This window comes from Kitasatospora phosalacinea (assembly GCF_000717185.1).
Lineage (GTDB): Bacteria > Actinomycetota > Actinomycetes > Streptomycetales > Streptomycetaceae > Kitasatospora > Kitasatospora phosalacinea_A.
The window spans coordinates 143,412-165,089 of record NZ_JNYE01000002.1; the positions used below are offsets into that span (position 1 = coordinate 143,412).

At 74.6% G+C, this 21,678-nt stretch carries 19 protein-coding genes and 2 tRNA genes; 9 read left to right on the plus strand and 12 right to left on the minus strand.

What is annotated here, in order from left to right; translation table 11 throughout:
• Positions 1 to 18: 18 nt before the first annotated feature.
• Genes purL through purS form a run of 3 tightly spaced genes read right to left on the minus strand, consistent with a single transcriptional unit; the run spans position 19 to position 3,202 of the window.
• Complete coding sequence (gene purL / locus OO57_RS01710) at positions 19 to 2,274, minus strand: phosphoribosylformylglycinamidine synthase subunit PurL (protein WP_033250391.1); 2,256 nt, start codon at positions 2,272 to 2,274, stop codon at positions 19 to 21.
• Complete coding sequence (gene purQ / locus OO57_RS01715) at positions 2,274 to 2,951, minus strand: phosphoribosylformylglycinamidine synthase subunit PurQ (protein WP_033250392.1); 678 nt, start codon at positions 2,949 to 2,951, stop codon at positions 2,274 to 2,276. The genes purL and purQ overlap by 1 nt, the downstream gene beginning before the upstream one ends.
• Positions 2,948 to 3,202: a phosphoribosylformylglycinamidine synthase subunit PurS gene (gene purS, locus OO57_RS01720; protein ID WP_033250393.1), complete on the minus strand. Its 255-nt coding sequence runs from the start codon at positions 3,200 to 3,202 to the stop codon at positions 2,948 to 2,950. Before purS ends, purQ begins: the two co-directional genes overlap by 4 nt.
• Before the next feature lie 458 nt (positions 3,203 to 3,660).
• On the opposite strand from purS, the gene OO57_RS01725 reads away from it, so the two are divergent.
• The 7 genes from OO57_RS01725 (at position 3,661) to OO57_RS01755 (ending at position 8,246) form a co-directional block, all read left to right on the plus strand.
• Positions 3,661 to 3,978, plus strand: coding sequence for a histone-like nucleoid-structuring protein Lsr2 (locus tag OO57_RS01725; protein WP_033250394.1), 318 nt, complete (start codon positions 3,661 to 3,663; stop codon positions 3,976 to 3,978).
• Between the two features lie 152 nt (positions 3,979 to 4,130).
• Positions 4,131 to 4,203, plus strand: a tRNA-Gly gene (locus OO57_RS01730).
• 42 nt (positions 4,204 to 4,245) lie between these two features.
• Positions 4,246 to 4,318: transfer RNA gene (locus OO57_RS01735), tRNA-Gly, on the plus strand.
• A gap of 176 nt (positions 4,319 to 4,494) precedes the next feature.
• Positions 4,495 to 5,517, plus strand: coding sequence for an ABC transporter ATP-binding protein (locus OO57_RS01740; RefSeq protein ID WP_033250395.1), 1,023 nt, complete (start codon positions 4,495 to 4,497; stop codon positions 5,515 to 5,517).
• On the plus strand, positions 5,514 to 6,347 hold the full coding sequence (locus OO57_RS01745; protein WP_033250396.1) for an ABC transporter permease: 834 nt from the start codon (positions 5,514 to 5,516) through the stop codon (positions 6,345 to 6,347). The genes OO57_RS01740 and OO57_RS01745 overlap by 4 nt, the downstream gene beginning before the upstream one ends.
• 46 nt (positions 6,348 to 6,393) lie before the next feature.
• Positions 6,394 to 7,635, plus strand: coding sequence for a sensor histidine kinase (locus tag OO57_RS01750; protein WP_051776353.1), 1,242 nt, complete (start codon positions 6,394 to 6,396; stop codon positions 7,633 to 7,635).
• Positions 7,632 to 8,246: a response regulator transcription factor gene (locus tag OO57_RS01755; protein ID WP_033250397.1), complete on the plus strand. Its 615-nt coding sequence runs from the start codon at positions 7,632 to 7,634 to the stop codon at positions 8,244 to 8,246. The genes OO57_RS01750 and OO57_RS01755 overlap by 4 nt, the downstream gene beginning before the upstream one ends.
• A gap of 31 nt (positions 8,247 to 8,277) precedes the next feature.
• Here OO57_RS01755 and OO57_RS01760 read toward each other — a convergent pair whose 3' ends face one another.
• The 4 genes from OO57_RS01760 to purD all read right to left on the minus strand — a co-directional run bounded on the left by OO57_RS01760 (position 8,278) and on the right by purD (position 14,121).
• Positions 8,278 to 9,177: a phosphoribosylaminoimidazolesuccinocarboxamide synthase gene (locus tag OO57_RS01760; RefSeq protein ID WP_033250398.1), complete on the minus strand. Its 900-nt coding sequence runs from the start codon at positions 9,175 to 9,177 to the stop codon at positions 8,278 to 8,280.
• 58 nt (positions 9,178 to 9,235) lie between these two features.
• The gene (locus OO57_RS01765) at positions 9,236 to 10,777 is read right to left on the minus strand and encodes a N,N-dimethylformamidase beta subunit family domain-containing protein (RefSeq protein WP_033250399.1); all 1,542 of its coding nucleotides are present in this window, start codon (positions 10,775 to 10,777) and stop codon (positions 9,236 to 9,238) included.
• 162 nt (positions 10,778 to 10,939) lie between these two features.
• Positions 10,940 to 12,427, minus strand: coding sequence for a hypothetical protein (locus OO57_RS01770; protein ID WP_033250400.1), 1,488 nt, complete (start codon positions 12,425 to 12,427; stop codon positions 10,940 to 10,942).
• Between the two features lie 449 nt (positions 12,428 to 12,876).
• Positions 12,877 to 14,121, minus strand: coding sequence for a phosphoribosylamine--glycine ligase (gene purD, locus OO57_RS01775; protein WP_033250401.1), 1,245 nt, complete (start codon positions 14,119 to 14,121; stop codon positions 12,877 to 12,879).
• Between the two features lie 484 nt (positions 14,122 to 14,605).
• On the opposite strand from purD, the gene OO57_RS01780 reads away from it, so the two are divergent.
• Positions 14,606 to 15,391, plus strand: coding sequence for an SLATT domain-containing protein (locus OO57_RS01780; RefSeq protein WP_033250402.1), 786 nt, complete (start codon positions 14,606 to 14,608; stop codon positions 15,389 to 15,391).
• A 139-nt stretch (positions 15,392 to 15,530) separates the two neighbouring features.
• Here the strand turns inward: OO57_RS01780 and OO57_RS01785 are convergent, their stop codons facing one another.
• From OO57_RS01785 to OO57_RS01795, 3 genes are all read right to left on the minus strand, one after another.
• The gene (locus tag OO57_RS01785; protein WP_033250403.1) at positions 15,531 to 16,178 is read right to left on the minus strand and encodes a hypothetical protein; all 648 of its coding nucleotides are present in this window, start codon (positions 16,176 to 16,178) and stop codon (positions 15,531 to 15,533) included.
• Between the two features lie 44 nt (positions 16,179 to 16,222).
• The gene (locus tag OO57_RS01790) at positions 16,223 to 17,125 is read right to left on the minus strand and encodes a GntR family transcriptional regulator (protein WP_063737474.1); all 903 of its coding nucleotides are present in this window, start codon (positions 17,123 to 17,125) and stop codon (positions 16,223 to 16,225) included.
• A 145-nt stretch (positions 17,126 to 17,270) separates the two neighbouring features.
• On the minus strand, positions 17,271 to 18,068 hold the full coding sequence (locus OO57_RS01795; protein ID WP_033250404.1) for a carbon-nitrogen family hydrolase: 798 nt from the start codon (positions 18,066 to 18,068) through the stop codon (positions 17,271 to 17,273).
• 158 nt (positions 18,069 to 18,226) lie between these two features.
• Here OO57_RS01795 and OO57_RS01800 point away from each other — a divergent pair, with 158 nt between their 5' ends.
• The gene (locus OO57_RS01800) at positions 18,227 to 19,054 is read left to right on the plus strand and encodes a maleylpyruvate isomerase family mycothiol-dependent enzyme (RefSeq protein ID WP_033250405.1); all 828 of its coding nucleotides are present in this window, start codon (positions 18,227 to 18,229) and stop codon (positions 19,052 to 19,054) included.
• A 4-nt stretch (positions 19,055 to 19,058) separates the two neighbouring features.
• Here the strand turns inward: OO57_RS01800 and OO57_RS01805 are convergent, their stop codons facing one another.
• Both OO57_RS01805 and OO57_RS01810 read right to left on the minus strand, forming a co-directional pair.
• Entirely contained in the window at positions 19,059 to 20,402 is a 1,344-nt protein-coding gene (locus tag OO57_RS01805) for an MFS transporter (RefSeq protein WP_033250406.1), read from the minus strand.
• Between the two features lie 64 nt (positions 20,403 to 20,466).
• Positions 20,467 to 21,663 carry a M64 family metallopeptidase gene (locus tag OO57_RS01810; RefSeq protein WP_033250466.1) on the minus strand — a complete coding sequence of 399 codons (1,197 nt, stop codon included), beginning with the start codon at positions 21,661 to 21,663 and terminating at the stop codon, positions 20,467 to 20,469.
• Positions 21,664 to 21,678 lie beyond the last annotated feature (15 nt).

Consider the following 21,678-nt stretch of genomic DNA (forward strand, 5'->3'; position numbering starts at 1 on the left):
CGCGGGGTTGACGAGCCGTCAGGCGAGCAGCGCCTCGATGACGCCGGTGTGGGCGTCGCGCAGCTCGGCCAGGGTCACGGTGAACTGGCCCTGCACCTCCAGCGCCTCGCCGTCCACCACGCCGATCCGGGCCGCGGGCAGGCCGCGGGCGCCGCACATGTCGTTGAACCGGAGCTCCTCGCTGCGCGGGACGGCCACCACGGCGCGACCGGCGGACTCGGAGAACAGGAACACGAACGGGTCGGTGCCTTCGGGGACGACCACGCGGGCGCCCTTGCCGCCCTTGAGGCAGCTCTCCACCAGGGCCTGCGCGAGGCCGCCGTCGGAGAGGTCGTGCGCGGCGTCGACCATGCCGTCGCGGGAGGCGGCGATCAGGATCTCGCCGAGCAGCCGCTCGCGCTCCAGGTCGACCTTGGGCGGCAGGCCGCCCAGGTGGCCGTGCACGACCTGCGACCAGGCGGAGCCGCCCAGCTCGTCGGCGGTGTCGCCGAGCAGGTAGAGCAGCTGGCCCTCCTCGGCGAAGCCGACCGGGGTGCGCCGGGTGACGTCGTCGATGACGCCGAGCACCGCGACCACGGGGGTCGGGTGGATGGCGACGTCGCCGGTCTGGTTGTACAGCGAGACGTTGCCGCCGGTGACGGGGGTGCCGAGCACCTGGCAGGCGTCGGCCAGGCCGCGGGTGGCCTCGGCGAACTGCCACATCACGTCCGGGTCCTCGGGGGAGCCGAAGTTGAGGCAGTCGGAGACCGCGAGCGGCTTGGCGCCGCCCGCCGCGACGTTCCGGTACGCCTCGGCCAGGGCCAGCTGGGCGCCCGCGTACGGGTCCAGCTTGGTGTAGCGGCCGTTGCCGTCGGTGGCGACCGAGACGCCGAGGTTGGTCTCCTCGTCGATCCGGATCATGCCGGAGTCCTCGGGGGTGGCGAGCACCGTGTTGCCCAGCACGTAGCGGTCGTACTGGTCGGTGATCCACGCCTTGGAGGCCTGGTTCGGCGAGCCGGCCACCTTCAGCAGCGCGTCCTTCAGCTCCGCGCCGTTCGCCGGTCGCGCAAGGCGGGAAGCGGTCGGGGCGTCGGCCTGCAGGGCGTCCTGCCAGGACGGGCGGGCGAACGGGCGGTGGTACGTCGGGCCCTCGTGGGCGACGGTGCGCGGCGGCACGTCGACGACCAGCTCACCGTGCCAGAAGATCTCCAGGCGCTCGCCGTCGGTCACCTCGCCGATGACGGTGGCGATGACGTCCCACTTCTCGCAGATCTCCAGGAAGCGGTCGACCTTGCCGGGCTCGACGATCGCGCACATGCGCTCCTGCGACTCGCTCATGAGGATCTCCTCGGGAGAGAGCGTGTGGTCGCGCAGCGGCACGGTGTCCAGCTCGATCCGCATGCCGCCGGTGCCGGCGCTCGCGAGCTCGCTGGTCGCGCAGGACAGGCCGGCACCGCCGAGGTCCTGGATGCCCGCGACGAGGTCTTCCTTGAAGATCTCCAGGGTGCACTCGATGAGGAGCTTCTCCTGGAACGGGTCGCCAACCTGGACGGCGGGGCGCTTGGCCGGGCCGGTCGCGTCGAAGGTCTCCGAGGCGAGCACCGAGACGCCGCCGATGCCGTCGCCGCCGGTGCGGGCGCCGTACAGGATGACCTTGTTGCCGGGGCCGGAGGCCTGCGCGAGGTGGATGTCCTCGTGCTTCATCACGCCCACGCAGAGCGCGTTGACCAGCGGGTTGCCCTGGTAGCAGGAGTCGAAGACGACCTCGCCGCCGATGTTCGGCAGGCCCAGGCAGTTGCCGTAGCCGCCGATGCCCGCGACGATCCCGGGCAGCACGCGCCGGGTGTCCGGGTGGTCGGCCGCACCGAAGCGCAGCGGGTCCATCACGGCGACCGGGCGGGCGCCCATCGCCAGGATGTCGCGCACGATGCCGCCGATGCCGGTGGCCGCGCCCTGGTAGGGCTCGATGTACGACGGGTGGTTGTGCGACTCGACCTTGAAGGTGACCGCGTAGCCCTGGCCGACGTCCACGACGCCGGCGTTCTCGCCGATGCCGACGAGCATCGCGTCGTTCTCGGGGGCCTTCTCGCCGAACTGCTTGAGGTGGACCTTGGAGCTCTTGTACGAGCAGTGCTCCGACCACATCACCGAGTACATGGCGAGCTCGGCGCCGGTCGGGCGGCGGCCCAGGATCTCCCGGATCCGCGCGTACTCGTCCTCCTTGAGGCCGAGTTCGGCCCAGGGCTGACCGGCGTCCGGGGTCTGCTCGGCGTTCTTTACCGTGTCGAGGCTCATCAGGCGTTCACCAGCTGCTTCAGGACGGAAGTGAAGAAGCCCAGGCCCTCGGTGGTCGGGCCGGTGAGCGGCTCCACGGCGTGCTCCGGGTGCGGCATCAGGCCGACGACATTGCCTGCCGCGTTGGTGATGCCGGCGATGTCGCGGTACGAACCGTTCGGGTTCACATCCAGGTACCGGGCCACGACCCGGCCCTCCGCCTCCAGCTCGTCGAGGACGCGCTCGTCGGCGACGAACCGGCCCTCGCCGTTCTTCAGCGGAACGACGATTTCCTGGCCGGCCGAGTAATCCCGGGTCCAGGCCGTCCCGGCGTTCTCGATGCGGAGCTTCTGGTCGCGGCAGATGAAGTGCAGCGAGTCGTTCCGGGTGAGCGCGCCGGGCAGCAGGTGCGATTCGCACAGCACCTGGAAGCCGTTGCAGATACCGAGGACCGGCATTCCGAGCTTCGCCTGCTCGATGACGGTGTCCATCACCGGGGAGAAGCGGGAGATGGCACCGCAGCGCAGATAGTCGCCGTAGGAGAATCCGCCGGGCAGGACGACCGCGTCGACCTGGTGGAGATCCTTGTCACGGTGCCAGAGGGCGACCGGCTCGGCGCCGGCCAGGCGGACCGCGCGCTGGGCGTCGCGGTCGTCGAGGGAACCGGGGAAAGTGACGACGCCGACACGGGTGGTCACTTGCCCTCCTCCTCGACGCGGACGGTGAAGTCCTCGATCACGGTGTTGGCGAGGAAGGTCTCGGCGGCCTCGCGGATGCGGGCGAGCGCGGCGTCGTCGACCGGCCCCTCCAGCTCCAGTTCGAAACGCTTGCCCTGGCGGACGTCGGCGATCCCGGCGAACCCGAGACGCGGCAGTGCACGCTGCACCGCCTGGCCCTGGGGGTCGAGGATCTCCGGCTTGAGCATGACGTCGACTACGACGCGTGCCACTGGCACTCCCGGTGGTGATTGCGTGAAGGCGGGGGAACTCCAGACTACCTGGGCCCCGGGGCCGCCTTGCGGGCCACCAGTGGTAACGCGCGTAGACCCACACCCCTTACGCCCCAAGGGTCCCGAGCCCCCGACTCCCCTCCCGGGCATCCGATTTCGCCGCTTTAATCCCGTCTGCAACGGGCGGGTATCAACGGGCGTATGGGCCCGGCTATGGACCTGGCTATGGGTCCGGGTATCGGCACCGGGGGGAAGCCCGTGAATATCCGGAAAAAAGGAATCCCCAACTCTACGATTTCACCGTCCCTCGGGTGCAGAATAGGGCGACCGGCAGCCGAACGCGCCGCATCTCGGCGTGGGCTCCCCTGCCCGCCGGCGGATGCCGCGGTCCCGGCCCAGCGGACCGGCGGGGCATCCGAGACCCCCGACGGCCGAATTGCCCGAGAGGATTGACACCCATGGCTCAGCGTGTAGTCGTCACGCTCTCCGACGATCTGGACGGCGGCACCGCCGCGGAAACCGTTCACTTCGGCGTGGACGGGAAGTCGTACGAGATCGACCTGTCCGCCGACAACGCGGAAAAGCTCCGGGAGGCCCTCGCTCCGTTCGTCGCCGCCGGCCGGCGGCAGAGCCGCAGCGGAAAGTCCTTCCGCCGCACCGCCCTCACCCCGGACCCGGCCGCCGTCCGCAAGTGGGCGCAGTCCAACGGGCACGAGCTGCCCGCCCGCGGCCGCATCCCGAAGCACGTGTACGAGGCGTTCGCCGAGGAGAACTGACCTGTCGCCACGGGCCCGTCGCGGGCCCGCCGCCCCTCCCCGGCCACGCCGCCGGGGAAGGGTGGGGCGAGCAGGCCGATCGATGTTGTAGAGTATTTCTCGTCGCCGCAACCGGGGGAACCCGAGCGGGGCGGCCGGTGCTCAGGCACCGTGCGGACGTGGCTCAGTTGGTAGAGCATCACCTTGCCAAGGTGAGGGTCGCGAGTTCGAATCTCGTCGTCCGCTCGCAGTCAGCGTGAAAGACTGTTGCAGTACAAGTCCATACCTGCGGACGTGGCTCAGTTGGTAGAGCATCACCTTGCCAAGGTGAGGGTCGCGAGTTCGAATCTCGTCGTCCGCTCCGGTCCCGAAGGCCCCCCTCCACCGAGGGGGGCCTTCGGCGTTCCCGCGGCACCGCGCGGCGCGGGCCCGGGGCACGGGCCGATGACATTTGTCACCGCCGACCCGTGCGGCCGCACCGGCGCCCGGTGACGGCCCGCACTACCGGCGGGCCCCGGCCGCCGGGAGGCTGGAGCCATGACCGACACCAGCCGTCCCCGCCCCGCCGTCGCGGCCCGCGGGCTGCACCGCCGCTACGGACCGTCCGGCTCCGGCGGCTTCGAGGCCGTCCGCGGCCTGGACCTCGACGTCGCCCCCGGCGAGCTGTTCGCCCTGCTGGGCACCAACGGCGCGGGCAAGACCTCCACCCTGGAGGTGCTGGAGGGCCTGGCCGCGCCGAGCGCGGGCGAGGTCCGGGTGCTCGGTCTGGACCCGCGCCGGGAGCGGGCCGCGCTGCGCCCGCGGATCGGCATCATGCTGCAGGAGGGCGGCTTCCCCGGCGAACTGACCCTCGCCGAGACCGGCCGCTGCTGGGCGGGCCTGACCACCGGCGCCCGGGCGGTGGACGAGGCGCTCGACCTGCTCGGCCTGCTGCCCCGGCGCGCGGTGCGGGTCAAGCAGCTGTCCGGCGGCGAGCGGCGGCGGCTCGACCTGGCGATGGCCCTGCTCGGCCGCCCGGAGGTGCTGTTCCTGGACGAGCCGTCCACCGGCCTGGACCCGGAGGCCCGGGCCGCGGTGTGGCGGCTGATCCGCGAACTGCGGTCGGCCGGGACGACGGTGGTGCTCACCACGCACTACCTGGAGGAGGCCGAGGAACTGGCCGACCGGCTGGCGATCATGCACCACGGCCGGGTGGTCACCGGCGGCACCGTCGCCGAGGTGCTGGCCGCGCACCCCGCCCGGATCGCCTTCGAACTGCCCGAGCGCACCGGCGCGCACGCCGCCCTGGAACTGCCCCCGCTGCCCGGCACCAGCACCGCACTGGACGGCCGCCGGGTGCTGCTGCGCACCCCCGACCTCCAGGGCACCCTCACCGAGCTGCTCGGCTGGGCCGCCCGCCACCGGGTCGAACTGGCCCGGCTGGACGCCCGCAGCGCCTCGCTGGAGGAGGCCTTCCTCGCCGTCGCCGCGTCCGGGCCGGACGCCGACCCGTCCGCCGGCCCGAACGTCGGCCCGTCCGCCGTCCCCGCCCGCCCCGAGACCCTCGGAAGTGCCGCATGACCGCCCCCGCCGCCCCGGCCGCCGCTCCCGCCGCCCTCACCCCGCTCTCCCGGCTGCTGGCCCTCGGCCGGGCCGAGACCACCCTGCTGCGCCGCAACCGCACCGCGGTGTTCCTGGCCCTGGTGCTGCCGTTCGCCCTGGTCGGCTCGCTCCGCTCGATCCTGCGGGCCGCCGCCGACCACACCCCGGGCCTGGACGTGGACGGCAACCTGGTCACCAGCGCGATGGGCATCGTCCTGCTGGTGGTCGTCTACACCAACCTGACCACCGCCTACACCGCCCGCCGCAACGAGCTGGTGCTGAAGCGGCTGCGCACCGGCGAGGCCGCCGACGGCGAGGTCCTGCTCGGCACCGCCGTCCCCTCGATCGGGCTGGCGCTGCTCCAGTGCCTGCTGCTGGGCGTCGGCGGCCTCGTGCTGCTCGACGGCCTGCGGGCGCCCGCGAACCCGCTGCTGCTGCTGGCCGGGCTGCTGCTGTCCGCGCTGCTGCTGACCGCGCTGGCCGCGCTGTCCAGCGCGGTCACCAGGACGGTCGAGACGGCCGGCATCACCACCCTCCCGCTGATGCTGGCCGCCCAGTTCGGCTCCGGTCTGATGGTCCCGCTGGAGTCGATGCCGGACACCGTGGCGAACCTCTGCCGCCTGCTCCCGACCACCCCCGCGCTCCAGCTCCTGCACATCGGCTGGCTCGGCACCGACGGCACCGGCCCGTCCGCGGGCTTCGCCGGGACGTGGGGCGAGGCCGCCCTGCCGCTGCTGCTGGCCGCGGCCTGGGCGGGCGCGGCGGCCTGGGCGGCCCGCCGCTGGTTCCGCTGGGAGCCGCGCCGCTAGATTCGTCCGACGATCACCGGGAACGACGGGGGGCCGCACCGTGCGGATGAGCAGGCCGCGACCGATCCGCCGCTGGCGGGCGCTGTCCAAGCCGCAGCGCAACGAGCTGTACGTGCGCTGGTCGCTGTACGCGGTGGCGGTGATGCAGCCGGTGGCGACGCTCGGCCTGGTCGGCGGGAGCGTCGGCCGCGGCGAGGTGTCGGAGGCGGAGCTGGCGGCGGGCGCGGCCGGTTCGCTGCTGGCGGCGGCGCTGAACGCGGTGCTGGTCCGCGGCGGGCTGGACGCCTACCTGGGTCGGCGGCCCCGCCCCTACGCCCGGGTGGTGGTGGCGGGCGCGGTGTCGGTGGCCGTCTCGGCGGCGGCGTTGCTGCTCGGTCCGCCGCTGGAGGGGGCGGGCGGCTCGCTCCCCCTGACGGTCTCGCTCCTGACGATGGTCTTCTGGATCGCCACCACCGCGGTCGCGCTCCCGGCCCTGGAGACGGCCGTGGCGGCCGCGGCGGGCCTGCTGCTGCTCGCGCTGCCGCTGCTGCTGACGGGCGCCTCCCCCGGGTCCGTGGCCGGGATGTCGGTGGGCTGCCTGTTCGGGGCGGCGATCGCCTCCTGCACCGCCCGCGGCTCGGCCTGGAACGCGAAGGTGGTGTGGGAGCTGGACGCCGCCCGGGAGGCGCAGGCCCGCCTCGCGGTCGCCGAGGAGCGGCTGCGGTTCTCCCGGGACCTGCACGACGTGCTGGGCCGCAACCTGGCCACCATCGCGCTGAAGAGCGAGCTGGCCGTGCAGCTGGCGCACCGCGGGCGGCCCGAGGCGGTGGACCAGATGACCGAGGTGCAGCGGATCGCGCAGGACTCGCAGCGCGAGGTGCGCGAGGTGGTGCGCGGCTACCGCACCGTCGAGCTGCACACCGAACTGTCCGGCGCCGCCTCGGTGCTGCGCGCCGCGAACGTCGACTGCCGCACCGAGCTGTCCGGCGCGGACGGCCTGCCCGCCGCGGCGCAGTCGGTGCTGGGCTGGGTGGTGCGGGAGGCGGCGACCAACGTGCTGCGGCACTCGGAGGCGGCGAACTGCCGGTTCCGGCTGCGGGTCTCGGGCGGCACCGCGCTGCTGGAGGTGGAGAACGACGGCGTCCCGGCCGTGCCGCCGCCGCGCGCGGAGGGCGCGGGCAGCGGCCTGCGCGGCCTGGGCGAGCGGCTGGCCGCGCACGGCGGCACCCTGAGCACGGCCGGCGGCGGCCCCGGGCGGTTCCGACTGACCGCCGAACTACCGATCGAGACCGTGGAGTTCGAGAAATGACCGACCGGGTGCGGGTACTGCTCGCGGACGACGAGCACCTGATCCGCGGCGCCCTGGCGGCGCTGCTCGCGCTGGAGGACGACCTGGCGGTGGTCGCCGAGGCGGCCTCCGGCCCGGAGGCGCTGGCGATGGCGGCCGCGCACCGCCCGGACGTGGCGGTGCTGGACCTGCAGATGCCGGGCCTGGACGGCCTGGAGGTGGCCGCGGAGCTGCGCCACCGGCTGCCGGAGTGCCGGGTGATGATCGTGACCGGGCACGGACGCCCGGGCTACCTGAAGCGGGCCCTGGAGGTCGGGGTGCGCGGCTTCCTGCCGAAGACGGTCTCCGCCTCGGACCTGGCCGGGATCATCCGCACCGTCCGGGCGGGCGGCCGCTACGTGGACCCGGAGCTGGCCGCGGAGGCGATCAGCGCGGGCGACTCCCCGCTGACGCCGCGCGAGACGGACGTGCTGGAGCTGGCCGCGGACGGCTCGTCGGTCGCCGAGATCGCCGAGCGGGCCGCGCTCTCGCCGGGCACGGTCCGCAACTACCTGTCCTCGGCGGCGGGCAAGCTGGGCGCGGAGAACCGCCACGCGGCGGTCCGGATCGCCCGCGAGCACGGCTGGCTGTGACGGTCGGTCCGCCACAGCCGGCCCGGGGGGCTCACTTCCAGGGGAGGCCGGTGAGCTTCTCGTACGCGTCGATGTAGCGCTGCCGGGTGTGCGCGACGACCTCGTCGGGCAGGCGCGGCGGCGGGTTCTCGCTCTTGCGGTCCCAGCCGGAGGCGGGCGAGGTCAGCCAGTCGCGGATGATCTGCTTATCGAAGGACGGCTGGTCGCGGCCGGGCTCCCACGCGTCGGCGGGCCAGAAGCGCGAGGAGTCGGGGGTGAGCACCTCGTCGCCGATGACCAGTTCGCCGTCCAGCAGGCCGAACTCGAACTTGGTGTCGGCGAGGATCAGGCCGCGGTCGCGGGCGATGTCCCGGGCCCGGGAGTACACCGCGATGGTGGTCTGCCGCAGGGTGGCGGCGAGTTCGGCGCCGACCCGGCGGGCGGTCTCCTCGTAGGGGACGTTCTCGTCGTGCTCGCCGACCTCGGCCTTGAGCGCCGGGGTGTAGATCGGGCCGGGCAGTTCGGAGCCGTTGTCCAGGCCCTCGGGCAGCGCGACGCCGCACACGGTGCGGGAGACCCGGTACTCCTCCAGGCCGGAGCCGGCCAGGTAGCCGCGGGCCACGCACTCCACCGGCACCATGTCGAGGCTGCGGCAGACCAGGGTGCGCCCGGCCCAGTCGGCGGGGGCGCCCGCGGGCAGCTCGGTGGAGACGACGTGGTTGGGGACGATGTCGGCGATCCGCTCGAACCACCACAGCGAGAGCTGGGTCAGGACGCGGCCCTTGTCGGGGATCTCGTTGGGCAGCACCCAGTCGTACGCGGACGTGCGGTCGCTGGCCACCATCACCAGGTTCCCGTCGGCGTCCCGGTACAGGTCGCGCACCTTGCCGGTGTGCAGGTGGACCAGGCCGGGCACCTGGACCGGCTCGGGCTTGGTGACGAATCCGCTCACGCTCAGTCAGTCCTCACAGCTGGGGGGCTCTGCGGCCGAGTCTTTCACGCCCGCCCGCTCAGCCGCCGGTGCGCCCCTCCTTGCAGAGGTGGTCCAGCAGGTTGGCGGTGGCGCGCTGGATCCGCTCGTCGGTGTGCCCGGGCCGGTCCAGCGCGGGCGACCAGGCGAACGTCCCGGCGGCGAACACGTACGCGCCGCTGGGGGCCCGGTACAGCGAGGTCTCCTGGTGGGTGGTCCGCCCGGCCGCGTCCCGGTATGGGGAGTGCGCGAGCAGCACCCGCTCGGTGTGCGCGGGCAGTTGGACCTTCGGGTAGTAGCGGTCGGCCTCCCCGGCGACCAGGCCGGGCAGTTCCTCGCCCTCGGCCAGGCCGGTGCCCTGCCACAGCCAGTGCCCGGTGTTGCGGGCCACCAGCGGCACCGGCGCGGGCACGCTGCCCGCGTACTGGATGCCCAGCAGGTGCTGCTCGGGCTCCCCGGCGTCCCGCCACAGCGCGGAGGCGGCGCCCGGCACCCCGGCGGCGGGGTGGTCGGCGGCGACCCGCTGGCGCTTGCGGCAGTTCAGCAGCCGGGACGGCTCGCCGTCGGGGCCCGCGGACAGCTCGACCCGCCAGTACAGGCTGTTCGCGGAGAGGAACACCAGCGAGGTGCCGCCGTCCCGGGCCCGTTCGGCGGCCCGCCGCATCGGCTCCGACCAGTACTCGTCGTGCCCGGGGAAGACCAGCGCCTTGTAGCGGGAGGCGTCCACCAGCCCGGCGTGCAGGTCGGTCGCGGTGGCGTAGCCCAGGTCGTAGCCGTAGCGCTCGGCCCAGCGGATGAAGTCGTAGGCGTGCCCGACGTGCAGCGGCAGCCCGGCCCCGGCGTGCGGCCGGTCGAAGGAGACCGTGACGGCCGCCTCGCCCTCCCCGACCAGCTGCCCGGCGCCGTCCCAGGCGTGGTACAGGCTGGCGCCGTGGTGCCCGTCCTCGGGGAACAGGTTGTACGCCTGCCAGGTCACGTCGGGCAGCACCAGCAGCAGGTCGGCCGGGCCGAAGTCCCGCACGGTGAACGGGATGTGGCTGCGGTGGCCGCCGTCGGCGGTGGTCAGCACGGCGACGTACGCGCCGGAGCGCCAGTCCGCGGGCACCTGCAGCCGCCAGGACTGCCACCAGTGGTGGCAGGAGACGGTGCGGTCGGCGACCATCGGCGCGGGCTGGGCCAGGCCGGAGATCAGCGGGCTGGAGTACACCTGCCGGGCGCCGTCGCCGCCGTCGTGGCCGATCCGGTAGACGTCGACCTGGAACTCCTGCGGCGGGTTGACCGTCACCCGGAAGTCCACCGAGCCGCCGGGGCGCGCCAGGCCCGCCGAGGCGAAGCCCTTGATCTGCCGGCGCACGTCGTCCGCGTTGCGCGGGCCGCTGACCGCGGGGCGCGGCCGGGACTGGCCGTCGAGCGGCCGCTGGCCGGGGGCGTCCACGCTCACGTACCAGGGGACCACGCCCTCGGCGTCGGCCAGGTAGTGGTCGGGGCTGCGCAGCCAGGGCAGCGGGCCCTGCCCGAACGGGTCGGACACCCCGTGCGCCAACGTGCCGGACTCCCACCGGCGGTTGGACTCCGTCCTCACACGCCCCTCCCCACCCTTCGCCCATCCACCGAGGGTTGGCATTTGCCATGCGGATGTGCGTGCGGACCAGCACACCACAGTTGGACGACGAAGCGTCACCCCACCGTAGCAATTGGTACGAATGAAACCGGGTTTCCCGGGACAGTCCGAAACCGTCCCGGTTCAGCCCGAAAGGCGCACCGGACGCTCGACCCGGACACCGGCCCGCTCCAGCCAGCCGCGCAGCGGGCCGTCCTGCCCGTCCTCGACCGCCATCGCCACCGCGGGGGCCAGTTCGGCCCGGGGCGCGGCCGGGCAGAGCAGCACCGGGCCGTCCAGCCAGTCCAGGCCCGCGGTGGCCGTCCCGGCGTCCACCGCGGCGCAGCAGACGGTGGCGACCAGGTGCTCGACCAGCAGGTCACGGCCGCTGCGCACGGGGGGCAGCGGGGGCGCGACCTCGGCGGCGCGCGCCACCCGGCCGGCCAGCGCGGCGGCCAGCTCCTCGGCCTCGCCCGCGGCCAGCCGGGCCAGCAGCTTGTCCAGGGCCGGGCCGGTGTGCGGGTGCTCGTCGCCCAGCGCGGCCTGCAGGGCGGCGGCCTGGGCGCGCCAGCCGCGGTCGACGACCTGCTGCGGGTAGTCCTCCCAGTCGAGCGGCTGCCAGCCGGCGGCCGGTTCCTCGTGCAGCAGCTCGGCGGCCAGCCGGGAGACCCGGGTGTCGACCAGGCCGGGCTCCTCCAGCAGGTCGCAGGCGGGGCGGTCGCCGAGCCGGTTCTCGTAGCCGTCGGCGAGCCGGTCGCGGCGGGAGAGCTCGGTGAGCGCGGAGACCACGCCCGCGTTCAGGTGCGCGGGGTGCAGGCCGAGCCGCCAGGCGGGCAGCGCGACCCGGGTGAGCAGGCGGTCCCAGCCCGCGTAGGCCAGGCCGACCTGGGCCTGGGCGGCGATCCGCGGCCCGTAGTCGACGGCCCTGGCCTGCTCGGAGGCCCGGGCGGCGACGGCGTGCTCCAGTTCGGCGGAGTACTCGCGGCAGGCGCCCAGCAGCCGCCGGTCGACCAGGCCGACCAGGGCGGCGGGGCCGCGGCGGCGCTCGGCCAGCGAGGCGTCCAGGGTGCGCACCCAGCGGCGGGCGGCGGCGATGTCCGGGTCGGCGGCCGCGGCGGTGCCGGCCACCACGGGGGCGAGCAGGGCGCGCAGCTCCCCGGCCCGCATCCACCACAGGAAGGGGGAGCCGATCACCAGCACCGGCGCGGCCGGGCCGGGGCGGCCGCGCCGGTGCGGTTCCTCCAGCCAGCTGTCGCAGTCGGGCGTGAGCGCGATCGCGGCGGGCGCCGGGACGTCGAGGCGCTCGGCGAGCTCCTCGATCAGCCGGTACAGCTCGGGGGCCTCGGTGCGGGCCAGCGCCACCGCCGGGGTGACCGGCGGCACCGCCAGGCGGTGCGCCCGGGCCACCAGGGCGGCCAGTGCCAGGGTCAGCGCGGCGACCGCGCAGACCGCCCAGCGGATGCCGTCCCAGAGCGGGGCGTCCGGCGCCCCGGGGGCGCCTATGTGCCCGGTGAACCGCCCGGCCAGCAGCACCGCCGCGCAGGCGGCGGGCAGCGCGGCGGCGGCCACGGCCCGTCCGCGCAGACGCAGGACGGCCTGGGCCCGTGCGCGTGCGGTGTCCACTGCAGTCATCGCCGCGGCACCCCCTTCGCAGCCGACTCGACTCGATCAATTCCGGTACGGGAAGCGGCGGATGCCGAACCCGGTGGTACGACTCGCGTGGCGCTCTCCTGCCAGTCTCGACGCCCCGGTGCGGGCGGGTGTTCCGGAACTCCGGCGATTCCACCCGTCCTGGTGACACCGCGGCGGGGTGCGCCACCGCTCCCAGCATCCCCCCGGCGCGCCGGGTCGACGAGCCGCGTCCGCACCCGGGCCCCCGTCCCGGCGCGATGCAGCGCACCCTAAGGCCCGCGCTCGCGCCCCGTCAGCAGGATGCCCGGGTCATCACCCGAAGGGTTGGTTTTCCGGGCGCCGAGCTGACCGGCGCGACCTCGGGAAACGCCGCGGGGCGCTGCGTCCGGACGGGTCGGTCCGGGCACAGCGCCCCGCGGGAGCGGTCTGCTAGTGGGCTGCCGCCGCGCCTACTGCGCGGCCTTGGCCGCGATGTCGGTGCGGTGCTGGGCGCCCTTGAAGGAGATCTCCGCGACGCCCGCGTAGGCCTTGGCCCGGGCCTCGGCGAGGTCCGCGCCGACGGCGGTGACGGACAGCACCCGGCCGCCCGCGGTCAGCACCTCGCCGTCCGGGCCGGGCCTGGTGCCCGCGTGCAGCACGAAGGCGGTGCCGTCGGCCTCCGCCGCGTCCAGGCCCGCGATCGGGTCGCCGGTGCGCGGGTCCGCCGGGTAGCCCTCGGAGGCCATCACCACGGTGACCGCGGCCTCGTCGGACCAGCGCAGCGGCTCCAGCCCGCCCAGCGTGCCGTTCGCGGCGGCCAGCAGCACCCCGGCCAGCGGGGTGCGCAGCCGGGCCAGCACGACCTGGGTCTCCGGGTCGCCGAAGCGGGCGTTGAACTCGATCACCCGGGTGCCGCGCGAGGTCAGCGCCAGGCCCGCGTACAGCAGGCCGGAGAACGGGGTGCCGCGGTGGCGCAGCTCGTCCACGGTCGGCTGCAGGACGCTCTCCAGCACCTCCGCGACCAGGCCCTCGGGGGCCCAGGGCAGCGGCGAGTACGCGCCCATGCCGCCGGTGTTGGGGCCCTGGTCGCCGTCCAGCGCGCGCTTGAAGTCCTGCGCCGGGACGAGCGGGAGCACGGTGGTGCCGTCGGTGATCGCGAACAGCGACACCTCCGGGCCGTCCAGGTACTCCTCGATGACCACCCGGCCGCACGCCACGGCGTGCTCCAGCGCGGCGGCCCGGTCCCCGGTCACCACGACGCCCTTGCCGGCGGCCAGGCCGTCGTCCTTCACCACGTACGGGGCGCCGAACGCGTCGAGCGCCGCGGCGGCCTCCTGCTCGGTGGTGCAGACGTAGGAGCGGGCGGTCGGGACGCCGGCCGCGGCCATCACGTCCTTGGCGAACGCCTTGGAGCCCTCCAGCTGGGCGGCCTCCTTGCCGGGGCCGAACACCGGGATGCCGGCCGCCCGCAGCGGCTCGGCCACGCCGGCCACCAGCGGGGCCTCCGGGCCGATCACCACCAGGTCGGCGCCCAGCTGTCGGGCGAGCGCGGTGACCGCGGCGCCGTCCAGCTGGTCGACCGGGTGCAGGGTGGCGACCCGCGCGATCCCGGCGTTGCCCGGGGCGCAGTGCAGCTCGCCGACGGAGGGATCTTGGGACAGTGAGCGGCACAGGGCGTGTTCGCGGGCGCCGGTTCCGATGACGAGGACCTTCACGCCTGCCAAGCCTAGTCGGTGGCCGGTTCCGCGCCGTCGGCGGCTCCGGCGGAAGCTCCGAACCCGGCGGCCGTCCCCCCTCCCGGGTTCGTAGGAAGACACAGGAACTTCCCCGAACAGCCGTGCCGTCACGCCGACGACCCGGCCCGCCCTCGCTCGGACGGGTGAAATCCGGCCAGCCGCCGCAACCCTCCCACCTCGGCTTCCGGAGGTGAAATCACATAACGATCACTGCGGAAGCGCCCCCACGGTCAGCCATTTGGCGGTAAGAAGTGCTGTTGGACCAGGACCCGGCCGCACCGCCGGGCACGGCACCGTGGGCGGCTGCGACCCGCGCTCGGCGCCACGGGTCCGCACCGCCGTGCCACGAACCGCCAGATCCACGAGGCCGACCGCCCGTCCCCCCGGACGGCCGGCCCCCGTACCGTTCAGTCCCGGTGCCCGCCGGGCCTCCGCAGTCACCCCGCCACAGGGAGCGCCACAGGTGAGCCAGCCGGAAATGCAGCCCGAGGAGAGCCCCTGGGGCAAAGAGGTCGCCGACGACGACCAGTCCGTCCCGGGTGTCGGCGGCCGGACCCCGACCCGCCGCCGCGCCGACCTGAGCGCGCGTCAGTTCCCGCTCGGCGACTGGGGCGAGCCCGCCGAGCGCCTGGAGGAGCTCTACCGCTGGTCGGAGGAGCGGGCCGTCGAGGCGATCGACTGGTACCGCCGGGACCGGGTCTGGAAGCGCCGCTGGGCCCGCCTGCTGCGCTTCTCCGCCGCGGTCTTCACCGTCGGCGGCGTCACCGCCCCGCTGGTCTCCCTCGCCCGCGAGTTCCCGCACGCCATGGAGTGGGGCTACACCGGCCTCGCCCTCGCCGCCGCCTCGGTGCTCGCCGACCGCGCCTTCGGGCTCACCTCCGGCTGGATGCGCGACGTCTCCACCTCGCAGGCCCTGCAGCGCCGCCTGGAGGCCTTCCAGTTCGACTGGGCCTCCGAGTGCGTCCGCGAGGTCCTCGGCCCCACCGAGGGCACCGCGGGCGAGGCCGCCGAGCGCTGCCTCGGCGTGCTGCGCCGCTTCTGCGAGGACGTCTCCGACATGGTCCGCACCGAGACCTCCGAGTGGATGCTGGAGTTCCGGGCCGGCATGAGCCAGCTCCCCACCCAGGCCCCCGGCGCCTGGGGCGGCCGCAACGAGGGCGGCTCCGGCGCCCAGGTCCGCGTCCTGCCCCCGCCGGGCACCCGGCCCACCATGCCCCGCCAGCGCCCCCCGGAGGGCCCGCTGCGCTAGGCCGGAGCCGGGAGGCGGAGTCGGGGGCGCGAGGAACTGCGCGGCCGGCCGAGCACGCACAGCCGGACCGCGACACGGGACGAGGGCTTGCACCGCCCCGCGATCTTGCTGACGTGTTCCCCGCGCCCCCGGTTCCGCGTCAGGCGAAGACGATCATCGAGCCCTGGGTGACGCTCCGGGTCGCCGCCGTGTAGAGCCCGGCCCAGGCGTGGCGCTCCCTCGCGTAGGGGTGGAAGTCGTCGATCGGGGGCCCGAAGGGCTGCTCCAGCTGGGTGGGGCCGAGCGGGCGGGTGGGCTGCGGGGGGTCGAGCGGGTCGATGCCCAACAGCGGTGCGACCGCCTGGAGTTCGCGCAGCAGCCCGTAGGAGGAGCCCAACGGCCCGCCCGCGGACAGGAGTTCGTCGGCGACCAGCGGGAGGTGGAAGTCGACCGGCAGGTACGCCCCGGCGTGGTCGAAGTGCCAGACCAGGTGCGACTGTTCGGCGGTGGCCTCGAACATCTCCAGCAGCTGCTCGTAGTCGCTGCCGAGCGCGTCCACCGGTGTCACCTCGAACCCGGTGAGCCCCAACAGGTAGGCGCGGCGCAGGAAGTGGAGCGAGTCGTAGTCGAACGCGGCTATCGCCTCGACGTCCCCGGAGAAGCCCGGCACGTACGGGTGGACCGGGACGGGCGGCAGTCCGTGCTGGGCGAGCACCGCGTCGTAGCGGTCGAGGTCCTCGCGGAACGGGTTCTCGGGGCTGTGGGAGAGCACGTCCACGAGCGGGACGAGCCAGAGGTCGCAGGCCATGGGCCGGCTCATCCTCTCGGGTGACGGGGCAACGGGCCCCAACCCTACCGGCCCGTGGCGGGCTCGCCGCTGCCCGGCCGGAACGGCCGGGCGAAGCGCCCGGGCGGCACGAAGCGGGGCATCGGCACCCGGCCGAGCCCGACGGAGGCGGACGCGGGCCGGGGGCCGGCCGGGGGCGGCTGCGCCACCGTCGCGGCGGGCGGCGGGCCGACCGGCTCGCGCAGCAGCCGGAGCACGGCGACGCCCTCCAGCGACTGGCCGAGCCGCCGGGCGAGGAACTCGACGGTGAACAGGTTGTAGTCGTTGACGACCCGGTGCGCGCCGTACCGGTCGCGGGCCTCGATCCGGTCGACGAGCTCGCCGTGCCGGTCCCAGCAGACGCCGGCCAGGTCGCCGCCCGCGGCCCGCAGGTGCGGGGCGGCGAACATCCAGGACTGGATCCGCAGCCAGCCGAGGTGGTCGGCGATCCGCTCGTTGCCCAGCACCGCGGCGGCCTCCTGCCAGAACCGCAGGTCGCAGCCGACCAGGACGTCGAGCTGCCCGGCCCGGGCGGCCCGGGCCGCGGCGTCGGCGCGGCGGCGCAGCGAGGACAGCCGGGACCAGTCGTAGCGGTGCCCGGCGCGGGCGGCCAGGTGGCGCATCGCGTTGTCGGTGAGCAGGGTGCGGGCCTCGAAGATCTCCAGGAAGTCGTCCCAGGTGAACTCGGGGACAGTGAAGCCGCGGTGCGGTTCGCTGACCAGCAGCCCCTGGGCGGCGAGGTCGACCAGGGCCTCGCGGGCGGGGGTGGCGGAGACGCCGTAGATGTCGGCGATCTCCTTGACGGTGAAGTTGCGCCCCGCCGGGAGCCGCCCGGCCATCATCTCGTCGCGCAGGGCGTCGGCGATCTGCTCGCGCAGGCTGTTGCGCCGGATCAGGGCGCGCCCGCCCCCCGCTCCCGCAGCGGTCATGGCCGCCCCCTCTCCGCGCCGCACCCTCGTACGGCCGGGACCCGGCTCACAAAACGCGCACAGAGTACCCCGGAATGGTCAATCCGGACCAAGGGCACGGAAAAATCCGTGCCCTTGCCTACGGATGCCGCCGGATGCCGCCGGGTCAGCGCTGCACGGGGGCGGGGATGCCGAGCAGCCGGTCCCGGTGGACCGGGAAGTCGGCCCGGCACTTCGCGACCTCGGCGGGGTCGAAGTCGACGGTGAGCACCTGCTCGTCCGGCCCGGCCTCGGCCAGCACCCGGCCCCAGGGGTCGACGACGATGCTGCGCCCGGCCTGCTCGACCCCGCCGTGGGTGCCCGCGGTGTTGCAGGCCAGCACGAAGGCCTGCTCCTCGACGGCCCGGGCCCGGGCCAGCAGGTTCCAGTGCTCGGCGCGCCGGGCGGGCCAGGCGGCCGGGACGACCAGCAGCTCGGCGCCGCCGTCCAGCAGGGCCCGGAACAGCTCGGGGAAGCGCAGGTCGTAGCAGGTGGCCAGGCCCAGCACGGCGAAGGGGGCGTCCGCGGTGACGATCTCCTGCCCGGCGCCCATCGCGACGGCCTCGCCGCTGTCGAAGCCGAAGCGGTGGATCTTGCGGTAGGTGCGGACGAGTTCGCCGTCGGGGGCGAACAGCAGCGAGGTGTTGTAGATCGGGCCGTCCGGGTCCCGTTCGACGATCGAACCGGCGTGCAGCCAGCAGCCCACGGCCTTCGCCGCGGCGGACATCGCCTCGGCGGTGGGGCCGTCCAGCGGTTCGGCGCCGGTCGGCCAGGCGTCGTAGGCGAAGCCGCCGACCGGCCACAGCTCGGGCAGCACCACCAGGTCGGCGCCGTCCTGGGCGCGGGCCAGCGCCGCGGCCCTGGCCCGGCGCTCGGCGGCCGGCTCGGCGTCCGACACGGCGAGTTGGATCAATGAAGCGCGCACAGTACCACCGTCCACGGCAAGAGTCCTACGATCGTCACCCGAAAGCGCTGCCCTGCTCTCACCCGGCAGCGTAACGTGCCGTATGCGCGTCCGTGCGAGGTCTCGGCAGCCCGGGCGACGTGGGACGACGCAAGCCGACGGAGGGGCCGGAGATACCCGTGACGGACAAGCAGAGCGTGCAGGCGTACACCGACGCGTGGACGCAGTCGATCGAGTCGATATCCGAGCTGCTCGCCCCACTGCCGACCGACGCGTGGAACCGGGCCACCGAGTGCCCCGGCTGGTCGGTGCGGGACGTGGTCTCGCACATCATCGGCGTCGAGTCGGAGCTGCTGGGCGACCCGCGGCCGATCCACGCCCTGCCGCGCGACCTGCGGCACGTGACGAACGAGTTCACCCGGTACATGGAGCTGCCGGTCGACAAGCGCCGCTGCTGGACGCCGGTGGAGGTGACCAGCGAGCTGGAGTACACGGTGATCCGCCGCTCCCGGGCGCTGCGCAACGCCCGGCACGAGCCGGAGGACCTGGTGCGCTGGCCGGCCGGCCCGCTGGCCCGGGACGTTCCGTACGCGACGCTGCTGCGGCTGCGGGCCTTCGACGTGTGGGTGCACGAGCAGGACCTGCGGCGCGCGCTCCAGGCGCCGGGCAACCTGGACTCCCCGGCCGCGGCGGTCACCCGGGACCTGCTGATCGAGTCGCTGCCCAAGCAGGTCGCCAAGCAGGCGGGCGCCCCGATCGGCACCACGGTGGCCTTCGACGTCGCGGGCGCGCTGCCGTTCCACCGCACCGTGCGGATCGGCCCGGACGGCCGCGGCACCGTGGACGACTCGGTGGTGCTGGCCCCCGAGGTGCGGCTGTCGATGGACTGGCAGACCTTCGTGCGGCTGTGCTGCGGCCGGGTCCGCCCGGAGACCGCGATCGTCAACGTGATCGGCGACCAGGAGCTCGGCGCCCGGGTGCTCGCCCACCTGACGGTCACCCCCTGAGGGCCTACCGGTCGAGCTTGCGGCGCAGCCGCAGGATCATCGTCGTCCCGAGCAGCAGCGGCAGCAGCTGGAAGCAGAACGCCAGCTGGTAGGCGTGCGCGCCGTAGCCGTCGCTGCCCGGGTCGGCGAGCGCGTCCAGCAGGACGCCGACGCCGAGCAGGGTGGTCATCGAGCCGATGAAGCCGCCCATGTTGGCGATCCCCGAGGCGGTGCCCATCCGCTCGGCGGGGTTGTACGCGCGGGCGTAGTCGAGGCCGATCAGCGAGGCCGGGCCGTTGCTGCCCATCACCAGCATCAGCACCACCAGCAGCCACAGCGGCGGGTGACCGTGCGGCCAGGCCAGGGCGGCGGTCCAGCAGAGCGCGGTGACGGCGAGCACGGTGAAGGTGATCGGCAGCCGGGAGGCGGCCGTCCGGGAGACCATCCGGCCGAACAGCAGGCCGAAGACCATCCCGCTGAGCACCAGCAGGCTGAGCAGGCCGCCCGCCCCGGCCCGGGACATCCCCTGCCCCTCGACCAGGTAGGGCATCCCCCACAGCAGGCCGAACGCGGACGCCGGGAAGGCCGTGGTGAAGTGCACCCACATGCCGAGCCGGGTGCCGGGCTCGGACCAGGCCGCCCGGATCTGCTGCCCGACCGGCAGCCGCAGGCTCTCGTGCCGGACCGGCTCGGGCGCCCCGGGCGGGGTCTCCTTGAGCAGGGCCAGCACGGCGACGAAGACCACCGCGCCCGCCAGCGCGATCGCGCCGAAGGTGGTGCTCCACCCGGCGGTGTGCAGCGCCTGCGCGAGCACCACGGTGGTGAACAGGTTGCCGCCGGTGCCGACCAGGCCGGTGAGCTGGGCGACGAACGGGTTGCGGGCGGCCGGGAACCAGCGGGCGGCGACCCGCAGCACGCTGATGAAGGTCATCGCGTCGCCGCAGCCGAGCACCGCCCGGGAGGCCAGCGCGGGCGCGAACGCGGTGGAGAAGGCGAACGCCAGCTGCCCGGCGCTCATCAGCGCCACGCCCAGCATCAGCACCCGGCGCGGGCCGATCCGGTCGACCAGCAGGCCCACCGGGACCTGCATCCCGGCGTACACCAGGACCTGCAGGATCGAGAAGGTGGACAGGGCCGAGGCGCCGATGCCGAACCGGGCGGCGGCGTCCATCCCGGCCACGCCGAGGCTGGTGCGGTGCACCACGGCGAGGACGTAGACGCTGACGCCGACCGCCCAGGCGAACCAGGCGGCCCGGCCGCCCGGCGGGTGGGAGACGGCCGCGGGCGGTACGGCGGCGGGGGCGTCGGCCGGGCGGCGGGGAGCGGGGGCGGACAGGGACGGTGCGGTGGGGGCGGGGTCCACGCTCATAGTGGAACCAGGCTAGTCATCCCATGACCTGACCTTTCGGTCGGGGTCGGCGGAACGTCCGGTTTCAACCGGTGAGCGTCCAGTTCACCGTCCGGGTCATGTAGTGCTCGCGGAACGCCTCGTCGCGCACCCAGTCGGTGGTGTCCTGGACGGTCGCCGCGACGGTGTGCTTCCCGCCCGGCTCCAGCGCCAGCGACCCGGTGTCCAGCCAGGTGCCGTCCGCGCTGCTCGGCTCCACCGGCTTCCCGTCCAGCGTCCAGCTGATCCGCAGCTGCCGCGGGCCGGTCAGCGCCAGCGGCCGCACGTGCAGCCGGGGCCGCCCGTCGACCTGCCCGGGGGCCGGCTCGGGGGCGTCGGCCGGCGTCACCCGGCGGTACAGCTGCTCGATGATCGCCTCCCGGGAGGGCAGGTTGTACGCGCTGCCCAGGGTGCGCATCACCGAGTCGGCGGTCGGCCGGTACAGGCCGTTGGCGCTGCGGTACGCGCCGATCACCCCGCCGCCGTCCGGCGACTCGGCGCCCAGCCAGTGCCACCACTTGGTCTTCCCGCGCAGCATCTCCTCGGCGTCCACCGCGGACAGGTTCGGGTAGTCCGGGTCGTCCGGCGCCGAGTCGTACTCGTCGCCGAGGGTGCCGACGGTGTGCCCGATCTCGTGCTGGATGATCCGCCCGGCGTCCGGGCTGCCGCCCGCCAGGGTGGTGACGCCGGTGCCGCCCGCGCCGCCGTACTCGGTGGAGTTGGCCAGCGCGATCAGGTACTGCGGCCCCTCGCCCTGCCCGGCCCAGCGGGCGGTGGCCTGCTCGTCCGCGCACAGCAGGCGGGCGGTGCCCTCGCACCAGAAGTGCATCCCGAGCGGGGTGGCGGTGGCCTTCCCGGCGCCCTCGGTCTCCGCGATGCCGGGGACGGGGGAGACCACGTCCACCCGCCGTATGTTGAAGAACCCCTGGTAGGTGCGGAACGGCTCGATCTCCAGCAGCGCCCGCCAGGCCCGGTCCGCCTGCTCGTGGAACAGCTGCTGCTGGGCCGCGGTGTAGCCGTCGCCGAGCAGCACCAGGGTGATCCGGTTGGACGCGTCGCCGGTCAGCCGCAGGTCGACCGAGGGCGCGCCGGGGGCCCGCAGGTCGGGGTGGGAGACCGGCGGCACCGCCCGGTCCGGGCCGGGCGGCGGCCCTATCGCCGTCGAGGGCGCGGGCGAGACCAGTTCCACCACGGCGGGCAGCACGGCGGCGGCCACCAGGAGCAGGGCGGCCGCAGAACGCATCACGGGGCCGGGAGC